Origin of the sequence: Kitasatospora sp. NPDC059599, from assembly GCF_042735125.1 — a bacterium.
Lineage (GTDB): Bacteria > Actinomycetota > Actinomycetes > Streptomycetales > Streptomycetaceae > Kitasatospora.
This window is the reverse complement of sequence record NZ_JBHWCL010000001.1, coordinates 176,387-202,798: the sequence shown is the minus strand read 5'-3', so window position 1 is coordinate 202,798 and position 26,412 is coordinate 176,387. Positions and strand designations below refer to the sequence as shown.

Sequence of the window (26,412 nt, the reverse complement as noted above, 5' to 3'; positions counted from 1 at the left end):
CACTGTTGTTGTTGGGCCTTTGGCACCCCCCGCACCCCCGCCCCCCCGTGTTGTACCCCGGGGGGGGGGGGCCCCCCACCCGGCCCACCCCGGCGTTCCCGATTTCGCCGACGGCGTGTCCGCTCGTGGCGATTCTGCCCAGAGCATGCAGCCGTTCCCTGCCGGCCCCCCTCGGAGGAGAGTGGCCCGCATGAGACTTCTCCTGCTGGGTGGAACCAAGTTCGTCGGGCGGGTCATCGCCGAGGAGGCACTGGCCCGGGGGTGGGAGGTGACGGCCCTCAACCGCGGTACGCAGCCCGCCCCCGAGGGCGTCCGGGTGCTGCCGGGCGACCGCACGGCCGAGGACGGGCTCGCGGCGCTCGGGACGGGGGAGTGGGACGCGGTCGTGGACACCTGGTCGTGGGCCCCGGCGGCCGTGCGCGACAGCGCCCGCGCGCTGAAGGGCCGGGTCGGCCACTACGCGTACGTCTCCAGCCGGTCGGTGTACGACTACCCGCTGGTGGCCGGCGCGGGCGAGTCGGCGCCGGTGGTCGCCTCCTCGCCCGACCTCACCGGCGAGGTGCCCTACGCCGAGGCCAAGCGCGGGGCCGAACTGGCCCTGGAGGCGGAGTACGGCGGACAGGCGCTGCTGGCCCGCGCCGGGCTGATCCTCGGCCCGTACGAGAACATCGGCCGGCTTCCCTGGTGGCTCGACCGGATCGCCCGGGGCGGACCGGTGCTCGCCCCCGGACCGCGCGGGCTGGCGCTGCAGTACATCGACGTCCGCGACCTCGCGGCCTGGATCCTGGACGCGTCGGCGGCCCGCCTCGGCGGCCCGTACAACCTGGTCGGCCCGTCCGGGCACGCCACCACGGGCGAACTGCTGGAGGCCTGCGTGCGGGTCACCGGCTCCGACGCCGAACTGCGCTGGACCGACCCCGAGCGGATCCTGGCGGCCGGCGTGGAGCCGTGGACCGAGCTGCCGATCTGGCTGGCGCCCGGCGAGCTGTACGACTTCCTGCACACCGGCTCGGTCGAGCGGGCGGTGGCCGCCGGGCTGCGCTGCCGCCCGGTCGCGGAGACGGTCGAGGACACCTGGGCCTGGCTGCGGACGATCGGCGGCGCCGCGCCGCTGCGCTCCGACCGGGTCAGGGTCGGGCTCGACCCGGAGCGGGAGGCCGCGCTGCTCAGGGGGTGATGCCGGCGCGCGGGCCGGGGTGCCGTCGAGGAACGGGCCCCGGCCGGCCGCCGCCGTCGGCCTGCCGCGGCTGTTGTCGACGAGCCCCGGTGGTCGGTCAGCTCCGTCCGTCGATCAGCTCCCCGTACGCCTGGACGAGGTCCGGCAGCCGCAGCGTGGCCAGGTCCTCCCGGCCCGGCGGCTCGCGCAGCAGTGACAGCCGCAGGTCCCGGTAGGCGCAGGACTTCTCGTACAGGGTGCGGATGAACCGGCCGTTGCCCAGTTCGTCGATCCAGCCCTCGCGGACGACGTGGGTGCAGATGCTGGCCAGCTCCTCGGCGGCGTCCTCGTCCCAGCCGTCGCCGTCCCGCCCGGCCAGTGCGGCGCCGATCGCGGTCAGCTCGCCCGGGCGGTAGCTCGGGAAGTCGACCCGGGTGGTGAAACGGGAGTTGAGGCCGGGGTTGGTGGCGAGCAGCCGGTTCATCCCCTCGGGGTAGCCGGCCAGGATCACCACCAGCCGGTCCCGGTTGTCCTCGGCGCGCTTGAGCAGTACCTGGAGCGCCTCGTCGCCGTACGCGTCGCCTTTGGTGTAGCCGGAGTTGGAGAGGCTGTACGCCTCGTCGATGAACAGCACGCCGTCCAGCGCGGAGTCGATCAGCTCGTTCGCCTTGACGGCGGTCTGGCCGAGGAACTCGCCCACCAGGTCGGCGCGCTGGGCCTCCACCAGGTGGTCGCCGGAGAGCAGGCCGAGGGCGTGGAAGACCCGGCCGAGGATGCGGGCCACGGTGGTCTTGCCGGTGCCGGAGGGGCCCGAGAAGACGAAGTGGCGCTTGGGCGGCTGGACCGGCAGGCCCTGCTCGGACCGCAGCCGCGACATTCTCAACTGGGCGGAGAGCGCCCGCACCTGGCGCTTCACCGGCTCCATGCCGACCATCAGCGAGAGTTCGGCCAGCGCGGCGTCCAGCTCCCGCTGGTCGCCGTCCGGCCGGGGCGCGGGCCCGGCGGCCGTGCGGGACTGCGCCTGACCGCGGACGGGCAGCGGTGGGGGTGCGAGGGGCGCGGTGGGCGCGATGGGGGAGCCGGAGCCGGACCGCTCCCCGGCGGCCTGCGGAGCGCCGTCCGGAACGGCGCCGTCGGCCGGCCCGCCGGCGCCCGGCCCGCCGGCGCCCGGGGCGCCGCCGGGCAGGACCGGCTCGGCCGTGGTGCCGTCCCCCGGGAGGCCGTCCGCCGTGTCGTCGTCCACGGCGGTGCCGCCGGTCAGGAGCCCGTCCACCAGGCCCGCGTCCACCAGGCCCGCGTCCACCAGGCCCGCGTCCACCGGCGACCCGCCGTTCAGCACCCCGTCGCCGGAGACCGTCGCGCCGCCCTGCCCGGCTCCGCCCCCGAACTCCTCGCCGTACCCCGGCCCGACGGGGTACCCGACGTCGTCCGGGAACTCCGCGTCGATGTCCGGCCCGCTCGCGGTGCCGCCCGCGCCCCCGCCCGGGCGCCCGGCCGTCGTCAGCCCGTCCACGAGCAGCCCGTCGGCGAGCGCGTCCTCGGCCGAGATGGCGGTCAGTCGCGTCGCCGTGTCCATGAACGCCGGGTCCGCCCGGTGCACCGCGCGGTAGAGCGGCAGTGCCGCCGCGCTGCGACCGGCGCCCTCGTACGCCCGCGCCAGCCAGTAGCGCAGCTCCTTGCGCTGGGGCTGCTCGGAGCGGCAGCGGGCCAGCGAGGCGGCCAGCGGGGCCTGGGCCTGGGCGCACATGTCGAGGCGCACCCGGGCCATGCCGGCGAACAGACCGGCCTCGATGCCGAGCAGCGGGTCGTCCAGCAGCCGGTCGGTGTCCCGGATCAGCTGCTCCCAGTCCTTGAGGAGGTAGGAGCGGCAGGCGTACAGGAACCGGGCGGACGGGTCCTCGCCGGGGGCCGGGCACTGCTCCAACGCCCGGTCCAGCTCGGCCAGGTGGCGGCCGTCCAGCCAGTGCGAGGCGTGCGCCAGCGCGAGGTCGCGGGCGTCCTCCAGGACGGGTTGCACCCACCAGCCGAGCCAGTACCAGGAGCTGAGCGGCCGGTGGTGCAGTCGCCGCTGCTCGCCGAAGCGCTTCTGGTGGCGGTACATGGCCAGCAACGCCGCCGAGGTGTCGCTGCGCAGCGCGTGCAGGCCGAGCCAGGCGTCGGCCATGCCGGGGTCCAGCCGGACGGCTGCCCGGAACTCCTCCTCGGCCCTGGCGTACGCGCCGGCCGTGTAGGCGTCCATGGCGCGCTGCCAGGCCCGGTCGGCGAGTCGGTCCGGGCCGCCCGCCGTGCTGTCGGAACTGTCCACCGTCGTCACTCACGCCCCCCGCGGTGTGGCCCGGGGCTCGGCCGGCGACTCGCCTTCGCGCAGCCTGGCCGGTGGTCGTCGAGCCCCCTGCGGCGCAGATGCGCCTGCCAGGAATCGTACCGGCGCCGGGCTGATCCGGAAGGGTGCCGCACGAGGTCAAATCCGATCGCGCGAGCGGCCGTTGAGCGGCCGGGCGCGGGCGTGGGGGGGGGGGGCGCGAGTTGGGGAGGGGGCCGGGCCGGCGCTCCGGGCCCAGGGGGTACCACCCCGGGAGCGCCGGGTCCGAGGCGGCCGGAAGCTTTCGTTCCGGCGGCTGAGGAGAACCTAAGTCCTGGTGACGTCGCAGGTCAAGGCACTTGTTGAAGGTTCACCGACGGTGCCCGGCGCGATCCGGCCGGTCACCCCGTCGACCCGGGTCGCGGCGTACGGGCGGCTCGGGTCGACGGCGAAATGTGCCGATTCGGCCCGGGCCCAGCCTGCCCAGAACGCGGCCAGATCCGGACCGTCCCGCTCCTCGCCGCGCCGCCGGGCCGCAGCGGCGTCCAGCTCCATCCAGACCACCCGGGCCAGCCACGGCCGCACCGCCCGCCGGCCCGCGCCGACGCCCTCGACCAGCACCACCGGGGCGACCGGTACCCCGGCCGTGCCCGCGAAGCGGCGCAGCGTCCAGTCGTACACCCGGTACGCCGCGTCCCGGCCGGCCGCCAGCGGCTCCAGCACCTGCTCGCGCAGCCGCCCGGTCCACTCGAAGGGCTCGTCGTGGGTCGCCAGGTCGTCCAGGTGGACCACCGGGGCCCCGCCGAGCGCCGCCGCCAGCCGTCCGGCGAAGGTCGTCTTGCCGGAGCCCGCGTGCCCGTCCACGGCGACCAGCCGCACCGGCCCGCAGGACGGCGGCAGCGCGCGCAGCTCCGCCGCGAGGGTGTCCAGCGCGTCACCGGGAGTGCACCGAGCATGGGTGGGGAGGGTTCCGGAAGCAGCCACATCGTCAACCCTACGGTGCCGTATCCCACCACTGCGGACAGTTCATCTGTGCAGGTCGTGACGGCAGCGCGGGTTTCGGGCATACTCGCTTCGCCACGACTGTGAACGGCCGTTCACCGCAACCCGGTGCCGGTCGGTCCGACCTGCCCCACCCGCGCCGGACCCGCCAACACCTCGGCCCGGCGCCCGATCGAGGAGGCGACCACCGCCATGACCCCCTCCCCTGTGAAAGCCGTGGAGCGCCAGCTGCCCACCGCCGAGGCCCGCGAGCTGCTGAGCCTCACCCGGGACCTGGTCCAGCGCGAGCTGCAGCCCCGCGCGGCGGAGGACGAGGCCGCCGGTCGCTTCCCGCGGGAGGTCTTCCGCACCCTCGGTGAGGCCGGCCTGCTCTCGCTCCCGTACGACGAGAAGTACGGCGGCGGCGACCAGCCCTACGAGGTGTACCTGCAGGTGCTGGAGGAGCTCGCGGGCGGTTGGCTGGCCGTCGGCCTCGGCGTCAGCGTGCACACCCTGTCCTGCCACGCGCTGGCCGCCTTCGGCACCGACGCGCAGCGGGACGAGTGGCTGCCCGGCATGCTCTCCGGCGAGCAGCTCGGCGCCTACTGCCTCTCCGAGCCGCAGTCCGGCTCGGACGCGGCCGCCATGCGCACCCGCGCCGACCTCGACGGCGAGGCGTACGTGGTGAACGGCACCAAGGCGTGGATCACCCACGGCGGGCAGGCCGACTTCTACAGCGCCCTGGTGCGCACCGGCGGCGAGGGCGCCAAGGGCATCAGCTGCCTGCTGGTCCCCGGCACCCAGCAGGGCCTGTCCGCGGCCCCGCCGGAGCACAAGATGGGCATGCGCTCCTCGCCGACCGCCCAGCTGCACTTCGACGGCGCCCGGGTCCCCCGGGAGCGGCTGATAGGCGCCGAGGGCCAGGGCTTCCAGATCGCCCTCGCCGCGCTGGACTCCGGCCGTCTCGGCATCGCGGCCTGCGCGATAGGCGTCGCCCAGGCCGCGCTCGACCTCGCGGTCGACTACGCGTGCACCCGGCGCCAGTTCGGCCGCCCGATCGCGGAGTTCCAGGGCCTGTCCTTCATGCTCGCCGACATGGCCACCCAGATCGAGGCCGGCCGCGCGCTCTACCTGTCCGCCGCGCGGCTGAAGGACGCGGGCCTTCCGTTCTCCAAGGAGGCGGCGATGGCCAAGCTGTTCTGCACCGACGCGGTGATGCGGGTGACCACCGACGCCGTCCAGGTGCTCGGCGGCTACGGCTACACCCAGGACTTCCCGGCCGAGCGCTACATGCGCGAGGCGAAGGTGCTGCAGATCGTCGAGGGCACCAACCAGATCCAGCGCCTGGTGATCGGCCGCCACCTCACGAAGGGCTGACGCCCGACGAAGGCCCGGGACCCGGCGACGGGCCGGGCCTTCCCCCCAACGGCCTCCGGCCGTCACTCCAGGGTGCGGAGTGACGGCCGGAGGCGTTCCTGTCGGGGCGTCAACTCGCTTGCACGGTAAGGCCGGTCAGCGCCGGACGAGCCGGCGGCGCTGCTCCGGGATCGAGCGGAGCGCGGCGAGGGTCGGGGCCGAGGGGGCGGCGGGCCCGGCCGGGTCGACCGCGGCGATCCGCACCGGGCAGTGCGCCACCGCGTGCGAGAACGGCTGGGTGCGCCAGTCCAGCCCGTTCGGGAGCTGGAACAGCGCGTCGAACCCGGCCGGTTCGGCGTCCTCCGGCGCCTCCACCTCCGCCAGGTCGTCGGTGGGCGTGCCCGAGCCCGGGCAGACCGCGGGGGCGAAGGGGTTCCAGGCGGTCGGCAGCAGGGCGTGCTGCGGGAGCCGCTCCTCGTCCGCCACCAGAGCGATCGGACGGCTGCACTCGGGGCAGTGGACCCGGAAGATGTCCCAGGTCCCGGCCTCGCCGGGGTCGGTGCCCGGCGCGTGGTCGACCGCGAGGTCGTCGCGGCCGGTCGTATCGTCGGTCTCGTCGGCGCCCAGCACGCGCTGGTCAGTAGCAGGCATGAGGATCCCCCTAGGATCGGGCCCGGCGTGGTCGTCCAGGGCCACAACCAGCACTTCCCTGTGATCCGGACTCATAATCCTGCGGTGTTGTGCACCGTGATGCACCAGGTGTGTCCTTGGCCACATCGCGTGCCACATTCACCCGGCACGTGCCCGCTTGACACCTGCGATCCCTCCGCGTGCCACCTCGTGCGCCCCCCGTGCTCCCGACCGGGTAGGTTTGCGGACTGTGGAGGATCTCGACCAACGCATTGTCCAGCTGCTCCTGGAGGACGGCCGGATGAGCTACACGGACCTGGGCAAGGCCACCGGCCTGTCCACCTCGGCGGTGCACCAGCGCGTGCGCCGCCTCGAACAGCGCGGGGTGATCCGCGGCTACACCGCGATCATCGACCCCGACTCCGTCGACCTGGCGCTGACCGCGTTCATCTCGGTCAAGCCGTTCGACCCGAGCGCCCCGGACGACACCCCGGAACGCCTGGCCGGGCTGCCCGAGATCGAGGCCTGCCACAGCGTCGCCGGCGACGAGAACTACATCCTCAAGGTCCGGGTCGGCGCCCCCGGCGACCTGGAGGACCTGCTCGCCCGCATCCGCAGCGCCGCCGGCGTCTCCACCCGCACCACCGTCGTCCTCTCCACCCCGTACGAGGCGCGACCCCCGAAGCTCTGAGGCCGAAGGGCCGGGGTGCAGACTTGGCGTCATGACCGAGAGCACCCTCCCTCCTCGCCCGTCCTCGGGCGGGAGGGGTCCACGAACCGTCCTGCTGCGCGGCGGCGCCGTCTACAGCCCCGCCGACCCCTTCGCCACCGCGATGCTCGTGGAGGGCGAGCACGTCGCCTGGGTCGGCAGCGACGGCGCCGCCGAGGCGTACGCCGCGACCGCCGACGAGATCGTCGAGCTGGACGGCGCCCTGGTCACCCCCGCCTTCGTGGACGCCCACGTGCACGCCACCGCCGCCGGTCTGGCGCTCACCGGTCTCGACCTCACCGGCAGCCCCTCGCTGGCCGCCGCCCTGGCGGCCGTCACCGCCTTCGTCGAGGAGCGGGCCGAGCCCGACGGGGTGCTGATCGGCCACGGCTGGGACGAGAGCGGCTGGCCCGAGGGCCGCCCGCCGACGCTCGCCGAACTCGACCTCGCCGCCAAGGGCGCCGCGCTCTACCTCTCCCGCACCGACGTGCACTCCGCGCTCGCCACCACCGCGCTGCGCACCCTCACCGAGGGCCTCGCCGAGCGGCCCGGGTACCACCCGGAGGGCCCGCTCGCCAAGGATGCCCACCACGCCGTCCGGCAGGCGGCGCTCGCCCGCCTCACCCCCGGGCAGCGCCGCCGCGCCCAGCGCGCCACCCTGGACCGCGCCGCCGAACTCGGCATCGGCGCCCTGCACGAGTGCGCCGGACCGGAGATCTCCTCCGAGCAGGACCTGGCCGCGCTGCTGGCCCTGGCGGCCGACGGCGACGGGCCCGAAGTCTTCGGCTACTGGGGCGAGTTGGGTGGAGTCGAGACGGCCCGCCGGCTCGGCGCGGTGGGCGCGGGCGGCGACCTCTTCGTGGACGGCGCGTTCGGCTCCCGGACGGCCTGCCTGCACGATCCGTACGTCGACGCCGAGCACACCGGGACCGCCTACCTGAGCGCCGAGCAGGTCGCCGACCACGTCGCCGCCTGCACCGAGGCCGGGCTGCAGGCCGGCTTCCACGCGATCGGCGACGCGGCCGTGGCGGCGGTCGTCGAGGGCGTCCGGGCGGCCGGCGAGCGGGTCGGAGCGGGCCGGGTCAAGGCACTGCGCCACCGCGTCGAGCACGCCGAGGCACTGGACGACACGTCCGTCGCCGCGTTCGCCGAACTCGGCCTCACCGCCTCCGTCCAGCCCGCCTTCGACGCCGCCTGGGGCGGTCCGGAGGGCATGTACGTCCAGCGCCTGGGCGCCGAGCGGGCCGCCGCCCTCAACCCGTTCGCGGCGCTGCTGCGCTCCGGCGTCCCGCTGGCCTTCGGCTCGGACGCCCCGGTCACCCCGCTCGACCCCTGGGGCACCGTCCGGGCGGCGGCGTTCCACCGGACCCCGGAGCACCGGATCTCGGTGCGCGCCGCCTTCACCGCGCACACCCGCGGGGGCTGGCGCGCGATCGGCCGCGACCAGGACGGCGTCCTGGTGCCCGGGGCGGTCGCCAGCTACGCGATCTGGGCCGCCGGTGACCTGGTCGTCCAGGCCCCCGACTCCCGGGTGGCGGGCTGGTCCACCGACCCGCGCTCCGGCACCCCCGGCCTGCCCGACCTCACCCCGGGCCACCCGCTGCCGACCTGCCTGCGCACGGTCGTCCGCGGCCGCACGGTCCACCGGGCCCAGGGTTCCGCGTAGCGGCGGAAATGCGGGTGAAGCGCAGGGCCGCCGGCCCGTAGGTTGACCGGCATGACGACCCACTCGCTGGTACCCGCCGACTTCGACGTCCCGCGCGAGCTGCTCGCCCCGGAGTTCCGCCTGGAGCCCCTGGGCGAGCAGCACAACGCCTCCGACCACGCCGCCTGGACCGGCAGCATCGAGCACATCCGCGCCACCCCGGGCTTCGTCGGCCGGAACTGGCCGCCCGTCGACGGGATGCCTCCGGAGCGGAACCTCGACGACCTGCGCCGGCACGCCGCCGACTTCGTCGCGCGGACCGGCTTCACCTACACCGTCCTGGCCCCGGACCGGGACGAGGTGATCGGCTGCGTCTACATCTACCCCGACCGCGAGGACCCGGCCGTGGTCGCCGTCAGCTCCTGGGTCCGGGCCGACCACGCCGGGCTGGACGCCCCGCTGTACCGCGCCGTCTCCGGCTGGCTCGCCGAGCACTGGCCGCTGGGCCCGGTCCGCTACGCCGAGCGCTGATCGGGGGCCGGCCGGTCCGGGGCGGGCGGGGCCGAGCGGGGACGAACGGGCCCCGGCCGGCCGTAGCACCCTCACCTCACGTCCCACCGACGTTCCGGGGTACCTTCTTCGCACAGCGTCCGAACAGCAAGCCCCAGGAAGATGGTGCGCCGGTGGCCATTCCCGTCACCCAGGAGCGGTCCGGGACCGCGCCCGAGCCCCAGGAACCGGCACCCCGGCCGGGCCGCGCCGTCCGTGCCGTCGCCAAGGTCCGGGCCGGGCTGCCCCGGACCGGCCTGGCGGCGCTGGCCGGCCTGCTGCTCGCCCTCGCCTTCCCGCCCTACGACCTGTGGCCGCTGTCGCTGCTCGGCGTCGCCGCGCTCTCGCTGCTCACCCGGGGCCGCACCTTCCGCCAGGGCCTGTGGACGGGCTTCGCCTTCGGCCTGCCGTTCTTCCTGATGCTGCTCAGCTGGCTGCGGGTGGTCGGCTGGGACGCCACGGTCGGCCTGTCCGTCGTCGAGGCGCTGTTCCTGGCGCTCCTCGGCGGCGCGCTGGCCGTGACCTCCCGGCTGCCCGGCTGGCCGCTCTGGACGGCCTGCCTGTGGATCACCCAGGAATGGGCCCGGGACCGGCTGCCGCTCGGCGGCTTCCCCTGGGGCCGGCTCGCCTTCGCCAACACCGCCACCCCGTACACCCCGCTCGCCGCGCTCGGCGGCGCGCCGCTGGTGACCTTCGCGGTCGCCCTCTCCGGCGCCCTGCTCGCCTGGGCCGTGCTGCGCCTGCGCGGTCCGGGCAGGGCCCCGAAGGCCGCCGCGCTGGCGGCGCTCGGCGCGGTGGCCGCACTGCTCGCCGGCTACGTCGTGCCGGTGCCGACCGCCGCGGCCGACACGGTGAAGGTCGCCATCGTCCAGGGCAACGTGCCCAACCCGGGCATGGACTTCCTGGGCCGCCCGATGATGGTCCTCAACAACCACGCCTCGGCGACCGAGCGGCTGGCCGCCGACATCGAGGCCGGCAAGGTCGAGCGCCCCGACGTGGTGATCTGGCCGGAGAACTCCTCCGACCTCGACCCGTTCAGCGACCCGCTGGCCCGGCAGCGCATCGACGAGGCCGTGCGGGCGGTGGGCGTGCCGACCCTGGTCGGCACCCTGGTGGACGGCCCGGACGCGCAGCACGTCCAGAACGAGGGCATCGTCTGGAGCCCGCAGACCGGTCCCGGCGCCTCCTACACCAAGCAGCACCCCGTTCCGTTCGGCGAGTACGTGCCCTTCCGCGCCCAGCTGATGAAGGTGATCACCCGCCTCCAGCGGGTCGCCCGGGACTTCTACCCCGGTGACCACAACGGCGTGATGCAGCTCGGCCCGGCCCGGATCGGCGACGTCATCTGCTTCGAGGTGGCGTACGACGAGATCGTCCGCGACACCGTGGACAGCGGCGCCCGCGTCCTGGTGGTCCAGACCAACAACGCGACCTACGCCAAGACCGGCCAGCCCGAGCAGCAGCTCGCGATGAGCCGGCTGCGGGCCGTCGAGCACGGTCGGGCGGTGCTGATCGCGGCCACCAGCGGCATCAGCGCGGTGATCTCCCCGGACGGCACCGTCCAGCAGCGCACCGAGGAGCTGACCGCGGCCGAGCTGTCGGCGACCGTCCCGCTGCGCGACGGCACCACGGTGGCCGACGAGGTCGGCGCCGCCCCGGAGTGGACCCTGGCGATCGGCGGCCTGCTGGCCTTCGGTGCCGCGGTGCTGGTCGGACGCCGTCGGAAGGCGTCCGCCGGAACACCGGCCGGGCAGGATTCGTTGGACCAGGTGGTGCCGTAGCCGGCCCGGACCTCCCGTGCGGCGCGCAGAGCACCGCTTGGAGTGGATCCGTACCGTGACGCAGCAAGCAACCCCGACCCGTCCGGCCCCGCGCGGCAGGCTCCGCCGGGTGCTGCCGCTGCTGATCACCGCGTGGGTGGTGCTGGAGATCTGGCTGCTGGTCCAGGTCGGCACCTGGCTGGGCGGCCTCACCGTCCTGCTGCTGCTCGTCGCGGGCGCCGTGATCGGCGGCTCGCTGGTCAAGCGGGCCGGGCTGAAGGCGCTGTCGGCGGCGATCGAGCAGGGCAGGAACCCGCAGTCCCAGCAGCCGCAGACCGGCACCAGCATGACGGTGCTGGCCGGCGTGCTGCTGATCGTCCCCGGCTTCCTGTCGGACCTGCTGGCCCTGACCCTGCTGTTCCCACCGACCCGGGCGCTGTGGCGGATGGCCGGGCGCCGGCTCGCCGACAAGGCGCTGCGCAGCACCGCCGGTGTCGGCGCCGACCCGCTGGCGGACGCGATGCGGCTGCAGGAGCAGCTGCGCATCCACCGTCCGGACGGCAAGGTGATCCAGGGAGAGGTGGTCGATCCCGAGGCCGGCCCGGCCGGCCCGCAGGGCCCGGACACCACCTACCGTCCGCCGATCACCGGCTGAGTCGGTTCCCGGTCCCGGTGCGGCCGCGCGGGCGAGGAGCGACCACGGGCGGGAAGCAGGACGACTACGGTCGGGAAGCGGGCCGGGCAACGCGAAAGGGACCCTGGAAACCAGGGTCCCTTTTCGCGTCCTCCCGCCCGGGGGCGGGAGCGAGGTCAGGCGCTCTTGCGGGTGTCCCGCGGGTGCACCGCGAGGTTCATCCCGCCGGAGCGGAGCACGGCCAGCCGTTCGGCCAGCACCTCCTCCAACTCCTCGCGCGTACGGCGCTCCATCAGCATGTCCCAATGGGTGCGCGTCGGCTTGGTCTTCTTCTCCTCCGGCTCGTCACCGTCGAGAAGTGCCGCCTCCTGCCCACAGAAGCGGCATTCCCAGGCCGAGGGGATCTCCGCCTCGACCGAGAAAGGAACCTCGAATCGGTGTCCGTTCTGACATGCGTACTCGACGGTCTGGCGGGGAGCCAGATCGATACCACGGTCGGTCTCGTAGCTAGTGGCCCCGAGTCGCGTGCCGCGGAGAGCTCGCTCGCTCATGAATCGTGCCTCCCGGGCTTATGGCCCACAGGACTAGTGGTCGCTGTTCTTCGTCGTTCGGTCAACGCTCGGCTTCCGACGAAGATTCCCGTCCGGGGACATGCGTCGTCTGTAGTGCCGCCCCTGTTTGTACCCACCTGCGCCCGATTTGTCACATCTGGCCGGTGATATCACCCCAGGTGTCACCTATTTCACATCCGGTGATCGGGCGGACTTTCTGTGACGAGCGTACCGGGGCGGGTTCCGACAGCGTTCGCCGACCCCGACCCGGGGCCGTGCCCGGTCAGGAGATCGGGCGCGAGCGGATCATCGGCTCGCCCTTGGCCAGGTCGACCGGGCGGGCCCGCGGGGCCGGCTCGACCGGTGCGACCAGCGGCGGGCGCTCCGGGCGGGGCGGTACGCCGGCGGCCGCCTCGGTGCGGGTGTCGCGGTGCGGCAGCAGGGCGATGACCGCGTCCCGCAGCTGGGCCGGGGCCTCGTCGTCCAGCGGGTCGACGGTGGCGGGCACCTGCAGCCGGACCGGAGTGCCGTTGCCGATCCGAGCGTAGCCCCGGCCGACCGGGGCCTGTGCGGCGGGCACGATGTCCAGCGGCGCGCCGAGCGCGGCACGGCCCTCGTCCGGGCCGGCCGGGCCGAGCACCACGCGGGCCCGGGTGGTGGAGCGGACGGTCGGGGTGATCCGGTCCCGGGCCTCCAGGTCGTCGGCGATCACCACGGTGACCCGGGCGGCCCGGCCGTGCCGCAGCGGGAGTTCCAGCAGGTCCTGCGGGTCGGGGCGGCCCTCGGCCTGGGCGAGCTCGCTGAGCTCGGTCGGGTGGTCCAGCAGCAGCCACAGCGGCCGGGTGGCGTCCTCGGGCGGTGCGGAGCCGGCGTGCCGGGCGGCGTTCAGCGCGGTGAGCCGGCGGTCGGTCTCCTTGGCGGCCCACTCCAGCGCGGCCAGCGCGCCGTGCAGGCTGGTCTCCACGGTGTGCACGCCGGGCCGGTTCACCAGGCAGGCGTGCTCGCCGGTGCCCGCGCCGTCGACCACCACCAGGTCGGCGTACGGGAGGGCCTGCAGCGCGATCGAGCGGAGCAGGCTGGACGTGCCGTAGCCGGTGACGCCGAGCGCCAGCAGGTGCGGTTCGGAGGAGCGCGGGCCGGTGCGCCAGACCACCGGCGGCTGCTGGACGGTCGTGCCGCCCCGGCCGACCGGGATGGTCCGGGCGGTGCCGTCCTCGTCGGTGAAGCCCAGCACGATCTCGCCGGGGGCGGCCACGAAGCGCTGGGCGACGATGTCGGTGGGCAGCGGGGCGAGGGCGGAGATCCGCAGCCGGTTGGACTCCTCGTCCCAGTCGAAGCGGTACTCCCGGGCCCGGCCGGCCTTGCCCTGGACGACCTGCTCGATCCGGGCCCGGGCGGCCGGTTCGGTGTCGGTGAAGTAGGCCGGGTAGCCGAGCTCCAGTCGGGAGAGCCGGCCCTCGCCGTCGAACTCCCAGGAGTCGAAGACCTTCTTGTAGTCGCCCTCGAAGCGGTACATCGGGTTGGCGTCCTCGGGGCCGCACAGGTACGGCGTGAGGGCGGCGTAGAGGGCGCCGAGCTTGACGTCGGCGACGTCCGGCGCGGGCGGGGTGGGCGGCGCCTTGGGGGACCTTCCGGCCCAGGCCGCGCTGGCCATCAGGGCGACCAGGGCGAACAGCAGGCCGTGCGGCAGCAGGTAGATGCCGACCAGCATCGCGGCGGTGAGGAAGACCGTCGGGCCGCGGCGCTCCCTGGGCGTGGCCTGCCAGCGGTCCTTGGCCCAGGCGACGTGGTGGCGCATGCCGCGGCCGATGACGGAGAGCGGGGCGAACATGTCGGAGGCGTGGTCGCCGGCGGTCCGGGCGAACTCGCGGCCCTTGCTGAGGTGGCGGTGGAGCGGCATTCCTTGACTCCCCGGGCGTGTGGGACGGGTGGGGTGCGGGGGTGGGGCTGGAACTGGGGTGGGGCTGGGGTACGACGGGGCCCGGGGGCGGTGGGATCCGCGCCCGGGCCGGTACGGGGGAGTGGCAGCGGCCAGGTCCTAGAACCTGATGCCGCTGAGCAGGCTCGCCAGGCTGGCGCCGCCCGCGGTGATGCTGGGGGCGATCGACGAGCCGGCGATGTAGAAGCCGAAGAGGGCGCAGACGATGGCGTGGGAGACCTTTAGTCCGTCCCTGCGGAAGAAGAGAAAGGCGATGGTGCCGAACAGAACGATGCCGGAAATCGAGAGGATCACGATCCGCTCCTCGGGAGGGGGGACAAGCGGGGGTGTTACGGAAAGTGCATTAATCGTGACAAAAAGTAATAGATGATGGAACGGGGCAAATGGGTGGTTCTGCCGTTCATTGCCGTTCCGGTAGCCGGACGGCGGTATGCGAACCGGCAGGGGTGGGGGCCGGTCGCCGTGGGGATTCGGTGTGCCGAGGCATTCCCGGGGGGTGGGCGGGAAGTTTCCGGGGGGTGCCGGAAGTTCGCTCGAATGGCTGCGCGAACCGTGCCGCCCCGTGTCGTGGCGGGCCCGGGCCGTCATCCGGATCACGGACACGGCTGGCCCGCTCGGGCGGCGGCCGCTACCGTGCCCTGGGCGCAGCCCCGAGACCGCCCGACGTCCCGACCGGAAAGGCCGCCCGCCATGACCGACGCCGCCAGCCAGCAGCCCGCCGACGCCCCCGACGCCGAGGTGATCGCGCTGGCCGGGAAGCTCTTCGACGCCGCCCGTGCCGGGGAGACCGACACCCTGGCCGCCTACCTGGACGCCGGCGCCCCGGCCGACCTCACCAACGACCGCGGCGACACCCTCGTCATGCTCGCCGCGTACCACGGCCACGCCGCCACCGTGGAGGTGCTGCTCCGGCACGGCGCCGACCCGAACCTCGCCAACGACCGCGGCCAGACCCCGCTGGCCGGCGCCGTCTTCAAGGGCGCCGAGGACGTGCTCGACGCCCTGCTGGCGGGCGGCGCCGACCCGCAGGCCGGCACCCCGAACGCCCTCGACACCGCCCGGATGTTCGGCAAGGAGGACCTGGTCGCCCGGTTCGAGGTCCGCTGACCGGAGATCGTAGGCTTTTCAACCATGGACACCACCGCCACCAAGGACACCGCCACCGTCGACTTCCGCATCACCGGCTACGCGCACCCCGACGCCCAGGCCCTCTCGGCCGAGGTGCAGCAGGAGTACGTCCGCCGCTACGGCGACCCCGACTTCACCGAGATGCACCCCGAGCACTTCGAGGCGCCGGCCGGCCTGTTCCTGATCGCCTACCTGGACGGCCGCCCGGTCGCCTGCGGCGGGTGGCGGGCCAAGCAGGCCGGTCCGGACGGGCTGCGCGACGGCGACGCCGAGCTGAAGCGGATGTTCGTGGTCCCGGACGCCCGCGGCCGCGGCCTGGCCCGGGCGGTGCTGCGCCGCCTGGAGCGGACCGCGGTCGAGGCCGGGCGCACCCGGTTCGTCCTGGAGACCGGCACCGAGCAGCCCGAGGCCATCGCGCTGTACGAGTCCGAGGGCTACGCCGCGATCCGCAAGTTCGGCTTCTACAAGGACCACCCGCTGAGCGTCTGCCTCGGCAAGGAGCTCGACGCGGCGGTCTGAGCGGACGCCCCGCCGGGTAGGCTCCCGTCGCCCTGACGACCGGCCCTGGGGGACGGATGAGCCACCGAGCACCCGGAGCCGATCGGCTCCCCGCCCTGGCCGCCCCCGGCGGCGCGCTGGACCGGCTGGTCGGCACGGGCGTGCGCACCGTCGGGGCGGGCGCCGTCTGGGCCGTCGGCGACGCCTCGGGCACGCTCGGCGGCGGCAGCCACGGGGCGCTCGGCCGGGGCCCGTACGCGCGGCTCGTGCCCGGCCCCGACACGCTGTACGACCTGGCCAGCCTCACCAAGATCGTCGCGCTCTGGCCCTGCGCCGGGGCGCTGTGGCGGTCCGGACGGCTGCCGCTGGACGAGCCGCTCGGCCGCTGGTGGCCGCCGGCCGCGGGCCGGCCCGCCGGTGCGGTGACCGCCCGGCAGCTGCTCACCCACACGGCCGGGATGCTCCCGTACACCCGCTTCGAACAGCTCTACGGGCGCGGGCCCGCGGCGATCCGGGCCGGCGTGGTCGCGGCGCCGCTGCACCGTCCGCCCGGCACGGCCGTCGAGTACACCGACCGCGCCGCCGTGCTGCTCACCCACCTGGTCGAGGACCTCGGCGGTGCCCCGCTGGACGCGCTCGCCGCGCGCTGGGCCTGGCACCCGCTCGGCATGGCCGACACCCGGTACGGGCCGCTCGACGCCGCGCTCCTCGACCGCACGGCGCCCACCGAGTACGACGAGCGGACCGGCGCCCACCTGCGCGGTGTCGTCCACGACCCCTCCGCCCGGCTGCTCGGCGGCGTCTCCGGCAACGCCGGGGCCTTCTCCACCGCCCGCGACCTCGCCCGCTTCCTCACCGCGCTGCTCGACCCGCCGGCCGGGCTCGCCTGGGGCGGGGCGTGGACCGAGGAGTCGCTGCGCGAGCAGACCGGCGGACTGCGGCCCGCCCGCGGCCTCTCCTGGCTGCACGCTCCCGGCACCGAGCCGGCCGAGGGCACCTTCGTCCACTACGGCTTCACCGGTACCGGGTTCTGGGTCTCCCGGAGGCTCGGCCGCTGGGCGCTGCTGCTCACCAACAAGGTGCACCACGACCGGGTCACCCAGCCGCTGACCGACCTGCGCAACGCCTACCGGGGCGCGGTGTTCGGCTGAGGGGCGGACGGCACTCGTTCGGGTGATCGCGTGCGGGCCGCCGTTTGCCGGGCGGTGATCGCGGCAGAGTGTCCACGAGGACGGCACCCGGCGGAGGAGGCGCGATGACGGACACCTGGCCACTCTCGGAGGAGGAGTGGCTCGCCCGCCTGGTGCGCGCCTACGTCGGCTGCAGCGTGCTGCTCACCGACACGGCCGGCAGGGTCCTCCTGCTGAAGGCCGGTTACCGCGATCAGTGGCAGTTCCCCGGCGGCGGGATGGACCCGGGGGAGGGGCCCGCCGAGTGCGCGGCGCGCGAACTGCTGGAGGAGACGGGCCTGGTGGCGGGCGGTCTGAGGCTGCTCGTCGTGGAGTGGCGGGACGTGATCCCCGATCAGGGCGAACACGCCCACCCCGCCGTGCAGTTCATGTTCGACGGCGGGACGGTCGAGGAGGGCGCGACGATCCGGCTGCAGGCCGAGGAGATCGCCGACCACGGCTGGTTCACCCCCGCGCAGGCGGCCGCCCTGCTGCACCCCTGCGCGGCGCGCCGCCTCACCGGGGCCCTGGAGGCCCGGCGGACGGGCGCCGCCGCGCTGCTGCATTCGGCGGGGTACGTGGGGTGACGGACGGTCCGGCGATCAGAGGAGGGTGCTCCAGTAGGACCAGAACCGGTTGAGCACCAGCAGGGCGATCACCGCCGCCCACAGCACCGGCAGTGCCCAGTGGTAGCGGTCCGCCTCCCGGACGACCGCCCGCAGGCGCGGGCCCGCCGGGATCACACCGGTGCGCAGGTTGTGCAGCGTGGTGTACCAGAACAGCACCACCACCGTCGCCCACACCACCATGCAGTACGGGCACAGCGCGCCGATGTCGTACAGCGCCTGGTCCACCAGCCAGTGCACGAACACGACGCCCAGTGCGGTGCCCGCGTGCAGGCCCAGCCAGAACCAGCGCCGGTACGCGGCACCGGCGATCAGCCCCGCCCCGATCGCCGCCAGGGCGCCGAAGGCGGCCAGACCGAGCAGTGGGTTCGGGAAGCCGAACACCTCCGCCTGCTCGGTGCGCATCACCGAACCGCAGCTGATCACCGGATTGATGTTGCAGCCGGGCACGTAGGAGGGGTTCTCCAGGATGCGGAGCTTGTCGAAGGTCAGGACGGCCGAGGCGGCCAGCCCGATCAGCCCGCCGAGGAACAGCAGGACGGCGTAGGCGCGGCTCGCCCCGACCGGGGACCGGCCGGAGGCGTCGGGAGCGGGACGGGCGACGTGCACGGTGGTAGCGGCGGACATGGCAGCACACTCCGGTGGCTGGCTGGGAGGGGCCGGCCCGGCCGGGGTTCGGCCGGGCCGGTGGTGCCGTGCGGTGCGGTGCGGTGGGGGTGGGGCCCGGTCCCTAGTCCCGGGCCCCGGGCCGGCTACTGCAGGCCGGCGGCCTGCTTGACCTGGGCGGTGAACTGCTCCGGCGGGACCACGGCGTTGCCGGCGAACAGGGTCACCGGCTTGCCGTCCACCTTGACCGTCGGCGTACCGGTCACCCCGCTGTCGTTGAACGCGTCCGCGACCTTCGCGGCCCACGGCGCGTACGTCTTGTCGGTGACCGCCTTCACGAAGGCGTCCGTCTTCAGCCCGGGCACCTGGCCGGCCAGGTCCAGCAGGTGGCCGACGTCGCCGAAGCCGTCCTCGCGCTCGTCCGGCTGGTTGGCGTACAGCACGTCGTGGAACTGCTTGAACTTGTCCACGCCCTCGTTCAGCGCGGCGCCGGCGGCGGCCAGCGCGGTGCGCGAGCCCTTGCCGCCGAGGTTCTTGTCGAGGAAGGCTGCCAGGTGGAACTCCACCTTGACCTGGCCGTCCTCGGTGAGCTTCTTGACGGTCTCGCCGTTCGCCGCCTCGAAGTGCTTGCAGACCGGGCAGCGGAAGTCCTCGTAGACCTCCATGGTGTGCGGGGCGTCGGCCTTGCCGTAGGTGATCACCGTGCCGTTCGGGCCGCCGGCGTTCGCCGGGACGACCAGCGGGGCCGAGGTGGCGGCCTCGCCGGCCTTGTCGGCCTTGCCCGAGGCCGAGCCGATCGCGACGGCGACACCGCCGGCGAGGGCGAGCACGACGGCGGCGGAGACCGCCACCACGATCCGCTGACGGCGCCTGGCGGACTGCTGCTCGCGCCGCTGCGCCTCCTGGATCCGCTCACGGGCACTGATGCGCTTGGCCTGCTTCGAGCCGGGGGCCTGGGTCATGGGGAGTCAACTCCTGTACGCGGCGCGCGGGTGCGCGCGGGGAACCGCACCGGGTGCGGCGGGGTCGGGGAACGCGGGAGTCGGGCGCACTGCCTGCGGGCGTACGGGGGCCTCGGAGCGGCCGGGTACGGAGAGGGGATCGGCGTACGCGGGGTGACCCGGTACGGGGGCGATCAGCAGGCAGGCGCGAAGACCGGCGGGCCACGCCGGGGAGCCGGGCTCAGCACCACGTCCTCGCGGCGCGGCCGCGCGCGGTCCGACACCGGCAGCGGCACCCGCAGCACCGGACGCACCGGGGCCGGCACCAGCAGGACGACCAGGGCGCGCAGCGGCCGGGCCAGCGACGCGTGCAGCGCGCGCAGCGCCCGGGCCAGGCCCGACAGGGCCGAGTCGCCCAGCCGCAGCCAGGCGGCGGCGGCCAGCGCGATCACCAGGTGCACCAGCAGGAGCAGCAGTTGGGTCACGGCCGGCGCCAACTGCCCGGCGTGGCCCAGCGGGCCGGAGAGCAGTGACCCGTCCATCGAGCCGCCGCCGCACACCAGCAGGTTCACCCCGCGGGCGGGGACCTGCCCGGACAGCATCGGCCCACAGGTGGTCTGACCCAGGTTGAACGTCGTGTTGAGCAGCAGCTCGACCGGCACCATCACGGCGGCGATGTGCAGCATCCGCCGCTCCCCGCCGGCCAGCGCGGCCGCGAGCAGGAAGACGACGGCGCACGCCGAGGCCACCAGCGACAGCGGCAGCGGACGGCCCGTGATGACCACCTGGCCCAACGCGGCCATCGGCACGGCGAGCGCGGTGAACACCGCGGCCCGCAGGGCCCTGGTCGCGTGGGAGGAGGTCGTCACGCTCCGGAGTATGTCATGACGCTCACGCCCGGCACGAGGGCACATCGGCCCTTGCCTTCGCATTCCGCCTGACACCCCCTCACCGGGACGCGGGGTCGACAGCGCCCGCGGCCGGACTAGCCTGGAAGCGTTCCCGGCGGCCCCGACGAGGGGATGGACGCGCATGGCGAGACCCGAGACCACGGTGGGGCAGGTGCTGCTGGCCCGAGTCGAGGCCCAGGCGGCGGTGCTGGCCGCACTGGACGACGCCGTCCGGGCGGACGAGCCGGACGCGGTGCACAGGATGCGGGTCGCCTGCCGACGGCTGCGCAGCGCCCTGCGGACCTTCCGGCGGCTGTTCACCCCAGGGGCGACGGAGCAACTGGTCGCGGAGCTGCGCTGGCTGGCCGCCGCGCTCGGCGGCGCCCGCGACCTGGAGGTGATGGTCGAACGGTTGGCCGCGCAGGCCCGCGAGCTGCCCGCCGAGTGCGGGCCGGAGCGGGTCGCCGAGGCCCTGGAGCGGTGGGGCGGGACCGAGTACCGCCGGATCCGCCCCGAGGTGGTCGCCGCCCTCGACAGCCCCCGCCGCCGCGCCCTCGGCGACGCCCTCGCCGCCCTCCTCGCCGACCCGCCGCTGCGCCGCCGCGCCGCCCGTCCCGCGCTCCCCGAGCTGTCCCGGGTCGCCGCCCGCGAACAGCGCCGCACCGCCGATCGCGTCCGGACGGCCCTCGCCGCCGCCCCCGAGGACCGCGACCACGCGCTCCACGACGCCCGCAAGGCGGCCAAGCGCGCCCGCTACGCCGGCGAGACCGCCGCCCCGGCGGCCGGCCCGCGGGCCGAGCGCTACACGCGGCGGATGAAGGCCGTCCAGGAAGTGCTGGGCGAACACCAGGACGCGGTGGTCGCCGCGGCCAACCTCGCCGCCCGGCCGGTGGCGGCCGCCGAGCCGTTCGGCTACGGCGTCCTGTACGGTCACCAGCTCGCCGCGGAGGCGGCGGCGCGCGAGCGGCTGCCGGGGGTGTGGAAGCGGGCGGGCAAGCCGAAGCTGGCGCGCTTCGGGTAGCGGGCGCGGGTCGGGGGCGGAGCGCCGTCGGACCTCGGGCGTCCGTACCGTCCGTACCGTCCGTACCGTCCGTACCGTCCGTACCGTCCGTACCGTCCGTGACGGCGTTCCGGGCGACGGCGACGGCGAGTGACGGCGAGGGTGACGGCGACGGCGAGTGACGGCGAGGGTGACGGCGAGGGCGTGGCGGGCGGGGCCGCCCCGGCCGGGGCGGCCGGGGCGGCCGGGCCCGGACACCGAGGTGGCGCAGGCAGCGGACCGGCTGCCGAGCGACCGGGCCTCGGACCTCGCTGGCGTCACACCGCCGGTGGACGGCGCGATCAAGGCCACCCGCCGGTAAGACCGACGGACCGGTCAGTGGGTGCCGAGACCAGCCGAGTGGGCCGCGTCCCGCAGTAGGTCCCGGAGCATCGTGGTCGTCAGGCGGCCGGTGTTCGTGTTGCGCGGGCTCACGTGGTAGCAGCCGTAGAGCCGCAGGGGCGGGCCGCCGTCCCGGGCGGCGAGGTCGACCCGGGCGGCGTGGCCGAACGCGGGCCGCGGGCGGGGGACCTGCCAGCCGGCGTCCGCGACCACCGGCAGCAGGGCCTGCCAGGCGAAGCCGCCGAGGGCGACCACGGTCCGTACGGTCGGGCGCAGCAGCTGTAGTTCGCGGGTGATCCACGGGCGGCAGGTGTCACGTTCGGTGGTGCTCGGCTTGTTGTCGGGCGGGGCGCAGCGGACCGGGTCGGTGATCCGCACGCCGTACAGCTCCAGGCCGTCGCCGTGGCGGACGGACTCGGGGCGGTTGGCGAGCCCGAGGTCGTGCAGCGCCGCGTAGAGCAGGTCGCCGGAGGGGTCGCCGGTGAAGATCCGCCCGGTGCGGTTGGCGCCGTGGGCGGCGGGGGCGAGGCCGACCAGGACGAGCGGGGCGTCGGGCGGGCCGAAGCCGGGGATCGGGCGGGCCCAGTAGTCCCAGTCCAGGTAGGCGCGGCGCTTGGTGCGGGCGGTCTCCTCCCGCCACTCGACCAGGCGCGGGCAGGCCCGGCAGCCGGTGACCACGCGGTCCAGCGCGGAGAGTCCGCCGGCGCGGGCGGCGGCCTCGGCGGGGTGGCGGGGGTCGCCGGGGTCGTCGGCGGGGGACGGCGGCGTGGCCGTGGTCGGCATGGACCGATCCTAGGGCGCGCGACGTCGGGGAGACCGGGGGCTTTCCTCCGGCTTCGGGCGGGTTCATCCGGGTTCGCTCCGGCCGGGGCCGGGCACACCTAGCGTGGAAGCAGTTGCTCCGGCGGCCCCCGTCCGGGTCGGGCCGGAGGCGCCGGTGCGTGCTGGCTGCGAGGAGGCCGCGATGATCGTCGATGCGGTGCTGGGGGTCCTCGGGGGGCTGGTGGGGCTGGGGGCGATATGGGCGGGGCTGAGCCTCAGGGTGGTCCAGCAGTTCCAGAAGGGTGTGGTGTTCCGCTTCGGGAAGGTGCGGAACGAGGTGCGCGAGCCCGGGCTGGTGGCGCTGATGCCGGTCGCGGACCGGCTGCGCCGGGTGAACGTGCAGATCGTGACGATGCCGATCCCGGCGCAGGAGGGCATCACCCGGGACAACGTGACCGTGCGGGTGGACGCGGTGGTCTACTTCCGGGTGGTGGACCCGGTGAAGGTCACGGTCAACGTGCAGGACTACAACTTCGCGATCTCCCAGGTCGCGCAGACCTCGCTGCGCTCGATCATCGGCAAGAGCGAGCTGGACGACCTGCTGGCCAACCGGGAACCGATCAACCAGGGGCTGGAGTTGATGATCGACAGCCCGGCGCTGGGCTGGGGCATCGAGATCGACCGGGTGGAGATCAAGGACGTGGCGCTGCCGGAGTCGATGAAGCGCTCGATCGCCCGGCAGGCCGAGGCCGAGCGGGAACGTCGCGCGCGGATCATCACGGCGGACGGCGAGTACCAGGCCTCGGCGCGGCTGTCGGAGGCGGCGGCGGTGATGAGCGCCACCCCGACCGCGCTGCAACTGCGGCTGCTGCAGACCGTGGTGGAGGTGGCGGCGGAGAAGAACTCGACGCTGGTGCTGCCCTTCCCGGTGGAGCTGCTGCGCTTCCTGGACAGTGCGACCGAGGTCCAGCAGCGGAACCTGCTGACGGCTGCCGCGGCCGCCGCCGGGGCCAAGGTCGTGGAGGAGGCCGTGGAGAGCGGCGAGGTCTCGGAGGAGGAACTGGACCAGGAATCGCCCCGGCACGAACTCCCGCCGCTGGAGGAAGTGTTGGACCGCTCGCCGCTGGAGGGTGCGGACGAGCCGGACGGACAGGCCCGGCGCGGCTCCGGAACGCCGGCGAACCCGGAGCGCTGAGCGGCGCCCGGTGGCGTCGGCCCCCCGGCCGGACCACGATGGACAGGGGGAGGAAGCCAGGTCAGGAGGCGGACCATGACCATAGCCAGCGACATCATGCACCCGGGCGCGGAGTGCATCCGCGAGCACGAGACGCTCGCTGCCGCCGCCCGGATCATGCGGGAACGCGACGTGGGCGCCCTGCCCATCTGCGGGCCGGGCGACAAGCTGCTGGGCATCGTGACCGACCGCGACATCGTGCTGCGGTGCGTCGCCGAGGGCCGTGACCCGGCGTCGGTGACGGCGGGGGAGCTGGCGCAGGGGCGGCCGATGACGGTGGAGGCGGACGAGGACTGCGAGCAGGTGCTGCGGGTGATGGAGCAGTACCAGGTGCGCCGGCTGCCGGTGATCAACCACCCGGAGCACAAGCTGGTCGGCATGATCAGCGAGGCGGACATCGCCCGCGGCATGCCGCAGTCCCGGGTGGCCGAGTTCGTGTCGGCGGTCTGCGCGGAGGAGGCGCCCACGGCGGCCGCCGCGGGCTGAGGCCGTCGGACGTCCGGGGTGTGGCCCCCGTCCTCGGGCGGGGGCCACAGTCGTGCGGTCGCCCGGCGGGCGCACGGGCGTGCCGCCGGGCGGGTCAGCCCAGGGCGTAGACGGCGGTGGCGTGGGCGGCGGGCTCCTCGGCGCCGCGGGCGGAGCCGGTGCCCGCGGTGGGCCTGGTGTGCTCAGTGGGCTCGGCGGTCTCGGTGGGCTCGGCGGTGAGGGTGATGTCGAGGAAGGCGATCCGGCGGCCGAGTCTGGTGATCCGGGCGTGCACCAGGACGTCCCGGCCGACGACCGCGCGCTGGAAACTGGTGGACTGCTGGACCGTGGTCATCGGCCCGAAGCCGCCGCGCGCCGCCGAGACCGCGACCACGCACGCGGTGTCGGCCGCGGCCATCAGCGCCTGGCCGGACAGCCCGCCGCCCTCGCGGGCGAGCCGGTCGGACCAGGGCAGTCGCAGGACGGCGTGCCGCTCGCCGGTCTCGACGGTGGACAGGCCGAGGTCCAGCACCCAGGGGGCGAAGTGGTCGGCCAGGAGCGTGTCCGCCTCGGCGGTGGTGAGGGTCATCGCGTCATTGTGGCAAGGGACTTGGCGTGCTGTCAGGACGCCGGTGCGGCCAGGGTGTCGAGGTGGCGGTGGAGCACCGTGCGCAGCTCGTCGGGGCCGACCAGGTCCGGGTGCTGGACGGCCTGCAGGGTGAGGCCGTCCAGCAGGGCGGAGAGGCGGCGGGTCTCGACGTCGAGGTCCAGGCCCGGCGCCAGGCCGCCGGAGCGCCCGGCCTCGACCAGGACGCGCCGGACCAGCGCGTCCAGGCCGGTCTGCACCTCGACGGCGCGGGGCCGCAGTTCGGGCCGGGTGCGGGCGGCGGTGACGAAGGAGAGCCAGAGCGCGGACTCCTCCCGGCGTCCGGCGTCCAGCGGGAGGACCTCGGCGAGCAGTCGGGCGGTTTGCTCGCGCGGGTCGGTGCCGGGGACCGGGTCCGCGTCGAGCAGGGCGCGGGCGTGGGTGCGGATGCGGGCGTCGATCCGGCGGGCCAGCTCCTGCATCGCGAAGATCATCAGCTCGGAGCTGCCGGCGAAGTAGTGCCGCACCGAGCCGATCGCGAGTCCGGCCTCGTCGGCGACGTTGCGCAGCGAGGCGTGCTCCAGGCCCTCCCGGGCCGCGACGCGCAGGACGGCGTCGGCGACGGCCTGGCGGCGCTCCACGGGGTCGACGATCTTCGGCATGTTGCCGTTATAGCACGGTTGAGCTAAATTGATGATTTAGCACGGTCGAGCCAAAAAGATTCGGGGGCGGGGATGGACCGTTGGGTGTACGTGGTGCTGGTCGCTGTCGTGGTCGTCGTGGTGGTGGTCCGGAGGCTTCGCGGCGAACCGCTGAACGCCCGGGACCTCTTCGCGCCGCCGGTGGTGCTCACCGGCCTCGGTGTGTGGGCGCTGTTGCAGCGGCATGGTCTCGGTCCGGGTGACTACGCATGGGTGGCGGCGGGTGCCGTGCTCGGTGCCGCGCTCGGGGCGGTCCGCGGGGCCACGATTCGGGTCCACGAGCGCGAGGGGGTGCTGTGGCAGCGTTACACCGGTCGGACCTTCCTGGTGGCGGTGGTCTCGCTGGCGGTGATGGCCGGCTTCGCCGCGCTCGCGGCACACTGCGGCCTCGCCGCGGACGCCCGGCCGCTGCAGCTCTCGATCGGGGTCGGCTTCCTGGGGGAGGCGCTGGTGGTGGGCTACCGCGCGCTCGCGTCCGGGGCTCCGTTCGCGCCCGAGCGGCGGGGTGCCGGGGTCCGGGGGGGGGGTCGGGTCGATCCGGTCGGTAACTTTGGTTGTCGAAAAGCGGAATGGCAACTAGAGTTGTCATCATGACGACCGTGGAGATCACCCCCGAGGAGAAGGCCGAGCTGGTCCGGGCCCTGCTCGACGCGCTCAACCCGCTCGCCGCCGCCGTGCGCTCCCGCGCGACCGGACTGCCCGAGGCGCGGATGTGGGACGCGGAGCCGGTCGAGGTCGCGCTCTCCGTCCTGTCCGCCTGGAAGCTGGTGGATGCCGAGGTCCGGCAGCTCACCGCGGTCGCGGCCGCCACCGCCGGTTCCTACGGGGCCGGTTACGAGCAGCTCGGTGGCGCCTGGGGTATCACCCGGCAGGGTGCCCGGAAGAAGTGGCCGGAGGCCGTCAGCCGTCCGCCCGCCCGCCAGGGCGTGCTCGAACTGTTCGGGGGGAAAGCCGAGTTGGCCTCGGACGCGACCCGGGGCGGTTGGCGCTGGACGGGCACCGGCGCGGACGGGACGACCGGCGCGGCCGACGTCGGTTACCCGACCCGCGAGGAGGCCGCGGCGCACGCCGGGGCCTTCCTCGCCGCGCACGCGTAGCCCGCGCACGCGTAGCCCGCGCACGCGTAGCCCGCGCATGCGTGGCCCGGGTGCGTAGCCCGGACGCGCGTGGCCCGGGTGTGCGGGCAGTGCCGGCGCAGGCGGCCCCGGGCGCG

28 protein-coding genes are annotated in these 26,412 nt (G+C 74.9%); 16 read left to right on the top strand and 12 right to left on the bottom strand.

From position 1 onward, the window contains the following. Positions 1 to 190 precede the first annotated feature (190 nt). Positions 191 to 1,177 carry an NAD-dependent epimerase/dehydratase family protein gene (locus tag ACFV04_RS00880; protein WP_380525882.1) on the top strand — a complete coding sequence of 329 codons (987 nt, stop codon included), beginning with the start codon at positions 191 to 193 and terminating at the stop codon, positions 1,175 to 1,177. Positions 1,178 to 1,274: 97 nt separating this feature from the next. Here the strand turns inward: ACFV04_RS00880 and ACFV04_RS00875 are convergent, their stop codons facing one another. Continuing rightward, positions 1,275 to 3,395 carry an AAA family ATPase gene (locus ACFV04_RS00875; RefSeq protein WP_380525920.1) on the bottom strand — a complete coding sequence of 707 codons (2,121 nt, stop codon included), beginning with the start codon at positions 3,393 to 3,395 and terminating at the stop codon, positions 1,275 to 1,277. Positions 3,396 to 3,785: 390 nt separating this feature from the next. Then, entirely contained in the window at positions 3,786 to 4,442 is a 657-nt protein-coding gene (locus ACFV04_RS00870; RefSeq protein ID WP_380337734.1) for a uridine kinase, read from the bottom strand. Between the two features lie 210 nt (positions 4,443 to 4,652). Here ACFV04_RS00870 and ACFV04_RS00865 point away from each other — a divergent pair, with 210 nt between their 5' ends. After that, a complete protein-coding gene (locus ACFV04_RS00865; RefSeq protein WP_360252199.1) occupies positions 4,653 to 5,816 on the top strand; it encodes an acyl-CoA dehydrogenase family protein in 1,164 nt (387 codons plus the stop codon). A gap of 135 nt (positions 5,817 to 5,951) precedes the next feature. On the opposite strand, the gene ACFV04_RS00860 is transcribed toward ACFV04_RS00865, so the two are convergent. After that, positions 5,952 to 6,446, bottom strand: coding sequence for a hypothetical protein (locus ACFV04_RS00860; protein WP_380337730.1), 495 nt, complete (start codon positions 6,444 to 6,446; stop codon positions 5,952 to 5,954). Between the two features lie 229 nt (positions 6,447 to 6,675). On the opposite strand from ACFV04_RS00860, the gene ACFV04_RS00855 reads away from it, so the two are divergent. From ACFV04_RS00855 to fxsA, 5 genes are all read left to right on the top strand, one after another. Continuing rightward, entirely contained in the window at positions 6,676 to 7,116 is a 441-nt protein-coding gene (locus ACFV04_RS00855; RefSeq protein ID WP_030243361.1) for an Lrp/AsnC family transcriptional regulator, read from the top strand. Between the two features lie 31 nt (positions 7,117 to 7,147). Then, positions 7,148 to 8,800: an amidohydrolase gene (locus ACFV04_RS00850; RefSeq protein ID WP_380337726.1), complete on the top strand. Its 1,653-nt coding sequence runs from the start codon at positions 7,148 to 7,150 to the stop codon at positions 8,798 to 8,800. Between the two features lie 51 nt (positions 8,801 to 8,851). Next, positions 8,852 to 9,310 (top strand): N-acetyltransferase, encoded by a 459-nt coding sequence (locus ACFV04_RS00845; protein ID WP_380337723.1) that lies wholly within the window; start codon positions 8,852 to 8,854, stop codon positions 9,308 to 9,310. Positions 9,311 to 9,468: 158 nt separating this feature from the next. Beyond that, on the top strand, positions 9,469 to 11,109 hold the full coding sequence (lnt, locus tag ACFV04_RS00840; protein WP_380525918.1) for an apolipoprotein N-acyltransferase: 1,641 nt from the start codon (positions 9,469 to 9,471) through the stop codon (positions 11,107 to 11,109). 55 nt (positions 11,110 to 11,164) lie between these two features. Next, positions 11,165 to 11,743, top strand: coding sequence for an FxsA family membrane protein (fxsA, locus tag ACFV04_RS00835; protein WP_380337720.1), 579 nt, complete (start codon positions 11,165 to 11,167; stop codon positions 11,741 to 11,743). A gap of 155 nt (positions 11,744 to 11,898) precedes the next feature. Here fxsA and ACFV04_RS00830 read toward each other — a convergent pair whose 3' ends face one another. The 3 genes from ACFV04_RS00830 to ACFV04_RS00820 form a co-directional block, all read right to left on the bottom strand. Continuing rightward, entirely contained in the window at positions 11,899 to 12,273 is a 375-nt protein-coding gene (locus ACFV04_RS00830; RefSeq protein ID WP_360252181.1) for an RNA polymerase-binding protein RbpA, read from the bottom strand. Positions 12,274 to 12,556: 283 nt separating this feature from the next. After that, a complete protein-coding gene (locus tag ACFV04_RS00825; protein ID WP_380337716.1) occupies positions 12,557 to 14,173 on the bottom strand; it encodes a hypothetical protein in 1,617 nt (538 codons plus the stop codon). 138 nt (positions 14,174 to 14,311) lie between these two features. Then, the gene (locus tag ACFV04_RS00820; protein ID WP_049660046.1) at positions 14,312 to 14,506 is read right to left on the bottom strand and encodes a hypothetical protein; all 195 of its coding nucleotides are present in this window, start codon (positions 14,504 to 14,506) and stop codon (positions 14,312 to 14,314) included. A gap of 396 nt (positions 14,507 to 14,902) precedes the next feature. Here ACFV04_RS00820 and ACFV04_RS00815 point away from each other — a divergent pair, with 396 nt between their 5' ends. The 4 genes from ACFV04_RS00815 to ACFV04_RS00800 all read left to right on the top strand — a co-directional run bounded on the left by ACFV04_RS00815 (position 14,903) and on the right by ACFV04_RS00800 (position 17,594). Further along, complete coding sequence (locus ACFV04_RS00815) at positions 14,903 to 15,319, top strand: ankyrin repeat domain-containing protein (RefSeq protein WP_360252174.1); 417 nt, start codon at positions 14,903 to 14,905, stop codon at positions 15,317 to 15,319. 24 nt (positions 15,320 to 15,343) lie between these two features. Continuing rightward, positions 15,344 to 15,859 (top strand): GNAT family N-acetyltransferase, encoded by a 516-nt coding sequence (locus ACFV04_RS00810; protein WP_380337711.1) that lies wholly within the window; start codon positions 15,344 to 15,346, stop codon positions 15,857 to 15,859. Positions 15,860 to 15,915: 56 nt separating this feature from the next. Continuing rightward, positions 15,916 to 16,989, top strand: a complete 1,074-nt coding sequence (locus ACFV04_RS00805) for a serine hydrolase domain-containing protein (RefSeq protein WP_380337709.1) — start codon at positions 15,916 to 15,918, stop codon at positions 16,987 to 16,989. Between the two features lie 104 nt (positions 16,990 to 17,093). Continuing rightward, positions 17,094 to 17,594 (top strand): NUDIX hydrolase, encoded by a 501-nt coding sequence (locus ACFV04_RS00800; protein ID WP_360252165.1) that lies wholly within the window; start codon positions 17,094 to 17,096, stop codon positions 17,592 to 17,594. A gap of 15 nt (positions 17,595 to 17,609) precedes the next feature. On the opposite strand, the gene ACFV04_RS00795 is transcribed toward ACFV04_RS00800, so the two are convergent. The 3 genes from ACFV04_RS00795 to ACFV04_RS00785 all read right to left on the bottom strand — a co-directional run bounded on the left by ACFV04_RS00795 (position 17,610) and on the right by ACFV04_RS00785 (position 20,049). Continuing rightward, positions 17,610 to 18,260 carry a vitamin K epoxide reductase family protein gene (locus ACFV04_RS00795; protein WP_380337705.1) on the bottom strand — a complete coding sequence of 217 codons (651 nt, stop codon included), beginning with the start codon at positions 18,258 to 18,260 and terminating at the stop codon, positions 17,610 to 17,612. 125 nt (positions 18,261 to 18,385) lie between these two features. After that, the gene (locus ACFV04_RS00790) at positions 18,386 to 19,201 is read right to left on the bottom strand and encodes a thioredoxin domain-containing protein (RefSeq protein WP_380525878.1); all 816 of its coding nucleotides are present in this window, start codon (positions 19,199 to 19,201) and stop codon (positions 18,386 to 18,388) included. Between the two features lie 173 nt (positions 19,202 to 19,374). Then, positions 19,375 to 20,049: a hypothetical protein gene (locus ACFV04_RS00785; RefSeq protein ID WP_380337699.1), complete on the bottom strand. Its 675-nt coding sequence runs from the start codon at positions 20,047 to 20,049 to the stop codon at positions 19,375 to 19,377. Between the two features lie 163 nt (positions 20,050 to 20,212). On the opposite strand from ACFV04_RS00785, the gene ACFV04_RS00780 reads away from it, so the two are divergent. After that, on the top strand, positions 20,213 to 21,091 hold the full coding sequence (locus ACFV04_RS00780; RefSeq protein WP_380525876.1) for a CHAD domain-containing protein: 879 nt from the start codon (positions 20,213 to 20,215) through the stop codon (positions 21,089 to 21,091). Positions 21,092 to 21,445: 354 nt separating this feature from the next. Here ACFV04_RS00780 and ACFV04_RS00775 read toward each other — a convergent pair whose 3' ends face one another. Then, positions 21,446 to 22,234: a uracil-DNA glycosylase gene (locus tag ACFV04_RS00775; protein WP_380337691.1), complete on the bottom strand. Its 789-nt coding sequence runs from the start codon at positions 22,232 to 22,234 to the stop codon at positions 21,446 to 21,448. Between the two features lie 181 nt (positions 22,235 to 22,415). On the opposite strand from ACFV04_RS00775, the gene ACFV04_RS00770 reads away from it, so the two are divergent. Together ACFV04_RS00770 and ACFV04_RS00765 are read left to right on the top strand one after the other, a co-directional pair. Next, a complete protein-coding gene (locus ACFV04_RS00770; RefSeq protein ID WP_380337688.1) occupies positions 22,416 to 23,408 on the top strand; it encodes an SPFH domain-containing protein in 993 nt (330 codons plus the stop codon). A 75-nt stretch (positions 23,409 to 23,483) separates the two neighbouring features. Continuing rightward, positions 23,484 to 23,933, top strand: a complete 450-nt coding sequence (locus ACFV04_RS00765; protein WP_380337685.1) for a CBS domain-containing protein — start codon at positions 23,484 to 23,486, stop codon at positions 23,931 to 23,933. 94 nt (positions 23,934 to 24,027) lie between these two features. On the opposite strand, the gene ACFV04_RS00760 is transcribed toward ACFV04_RS00765, so the two are convergent. Further along, complete coding sequence (locus tag ACFV04_RS00760) at positions 24,028 to 24,501, bottom strand: PaaI family thioesterase (RefSeq protein ID WP_380525873.1); 474 nt, start codon at positions 24,499 to 24,501, stop codon at positions 24,028 to 24,030. 32 nt (positions 24,502 to 24,533) lie between these two features. Next, positions 24,534 to 25,160 carry a TetR/AcrR family transcriptional regulator gene (locus tag ACFV04_RS00755; protein WP_380337679.1) on the bottom strand — a complete coding sequence of 209 codons (627 nt, stop codon included), beginning with the start codon at positions 25,158 to 25,160 and terminating at the stop codon, positions 24,534 to 24,536. Between the two features lie 84 nt (positions 25,161 to 25,244). On the opposite strand from ACFV04_RS00755, the gene ACFV04_RS00750 reads away from it, so the two are divergent. Together ACFV04_RS00750 and ACFV04_RS00745 are read left to right on the top strand one after the other, a co-directional pair. Next, entirely contained in the window at positions 25,245 to 25,793 is a 549-nt protein-coding gene (locus ACFV04_RS00750; RefSeq protein WP_380525871.1) for a DUF1453 domain-containing protein, read from the top strand. After that, entirely contained in the window at positions 25,790 to 26,296 is a 507-nt protein-coding gene (locus tag ACFV04_RS00745) for a hypothetical protein (RefSeq protein ID WP_380525869.1), read from the top strand. The genes ACFV04_RS00750 and ACFV04_RS00745 overlap by 4 nt, the downstream gene beginning before the upstream one ends. The last annotated feature ends 116 nt before the right edge of the window (positions 26,297 to 26,412 follow it).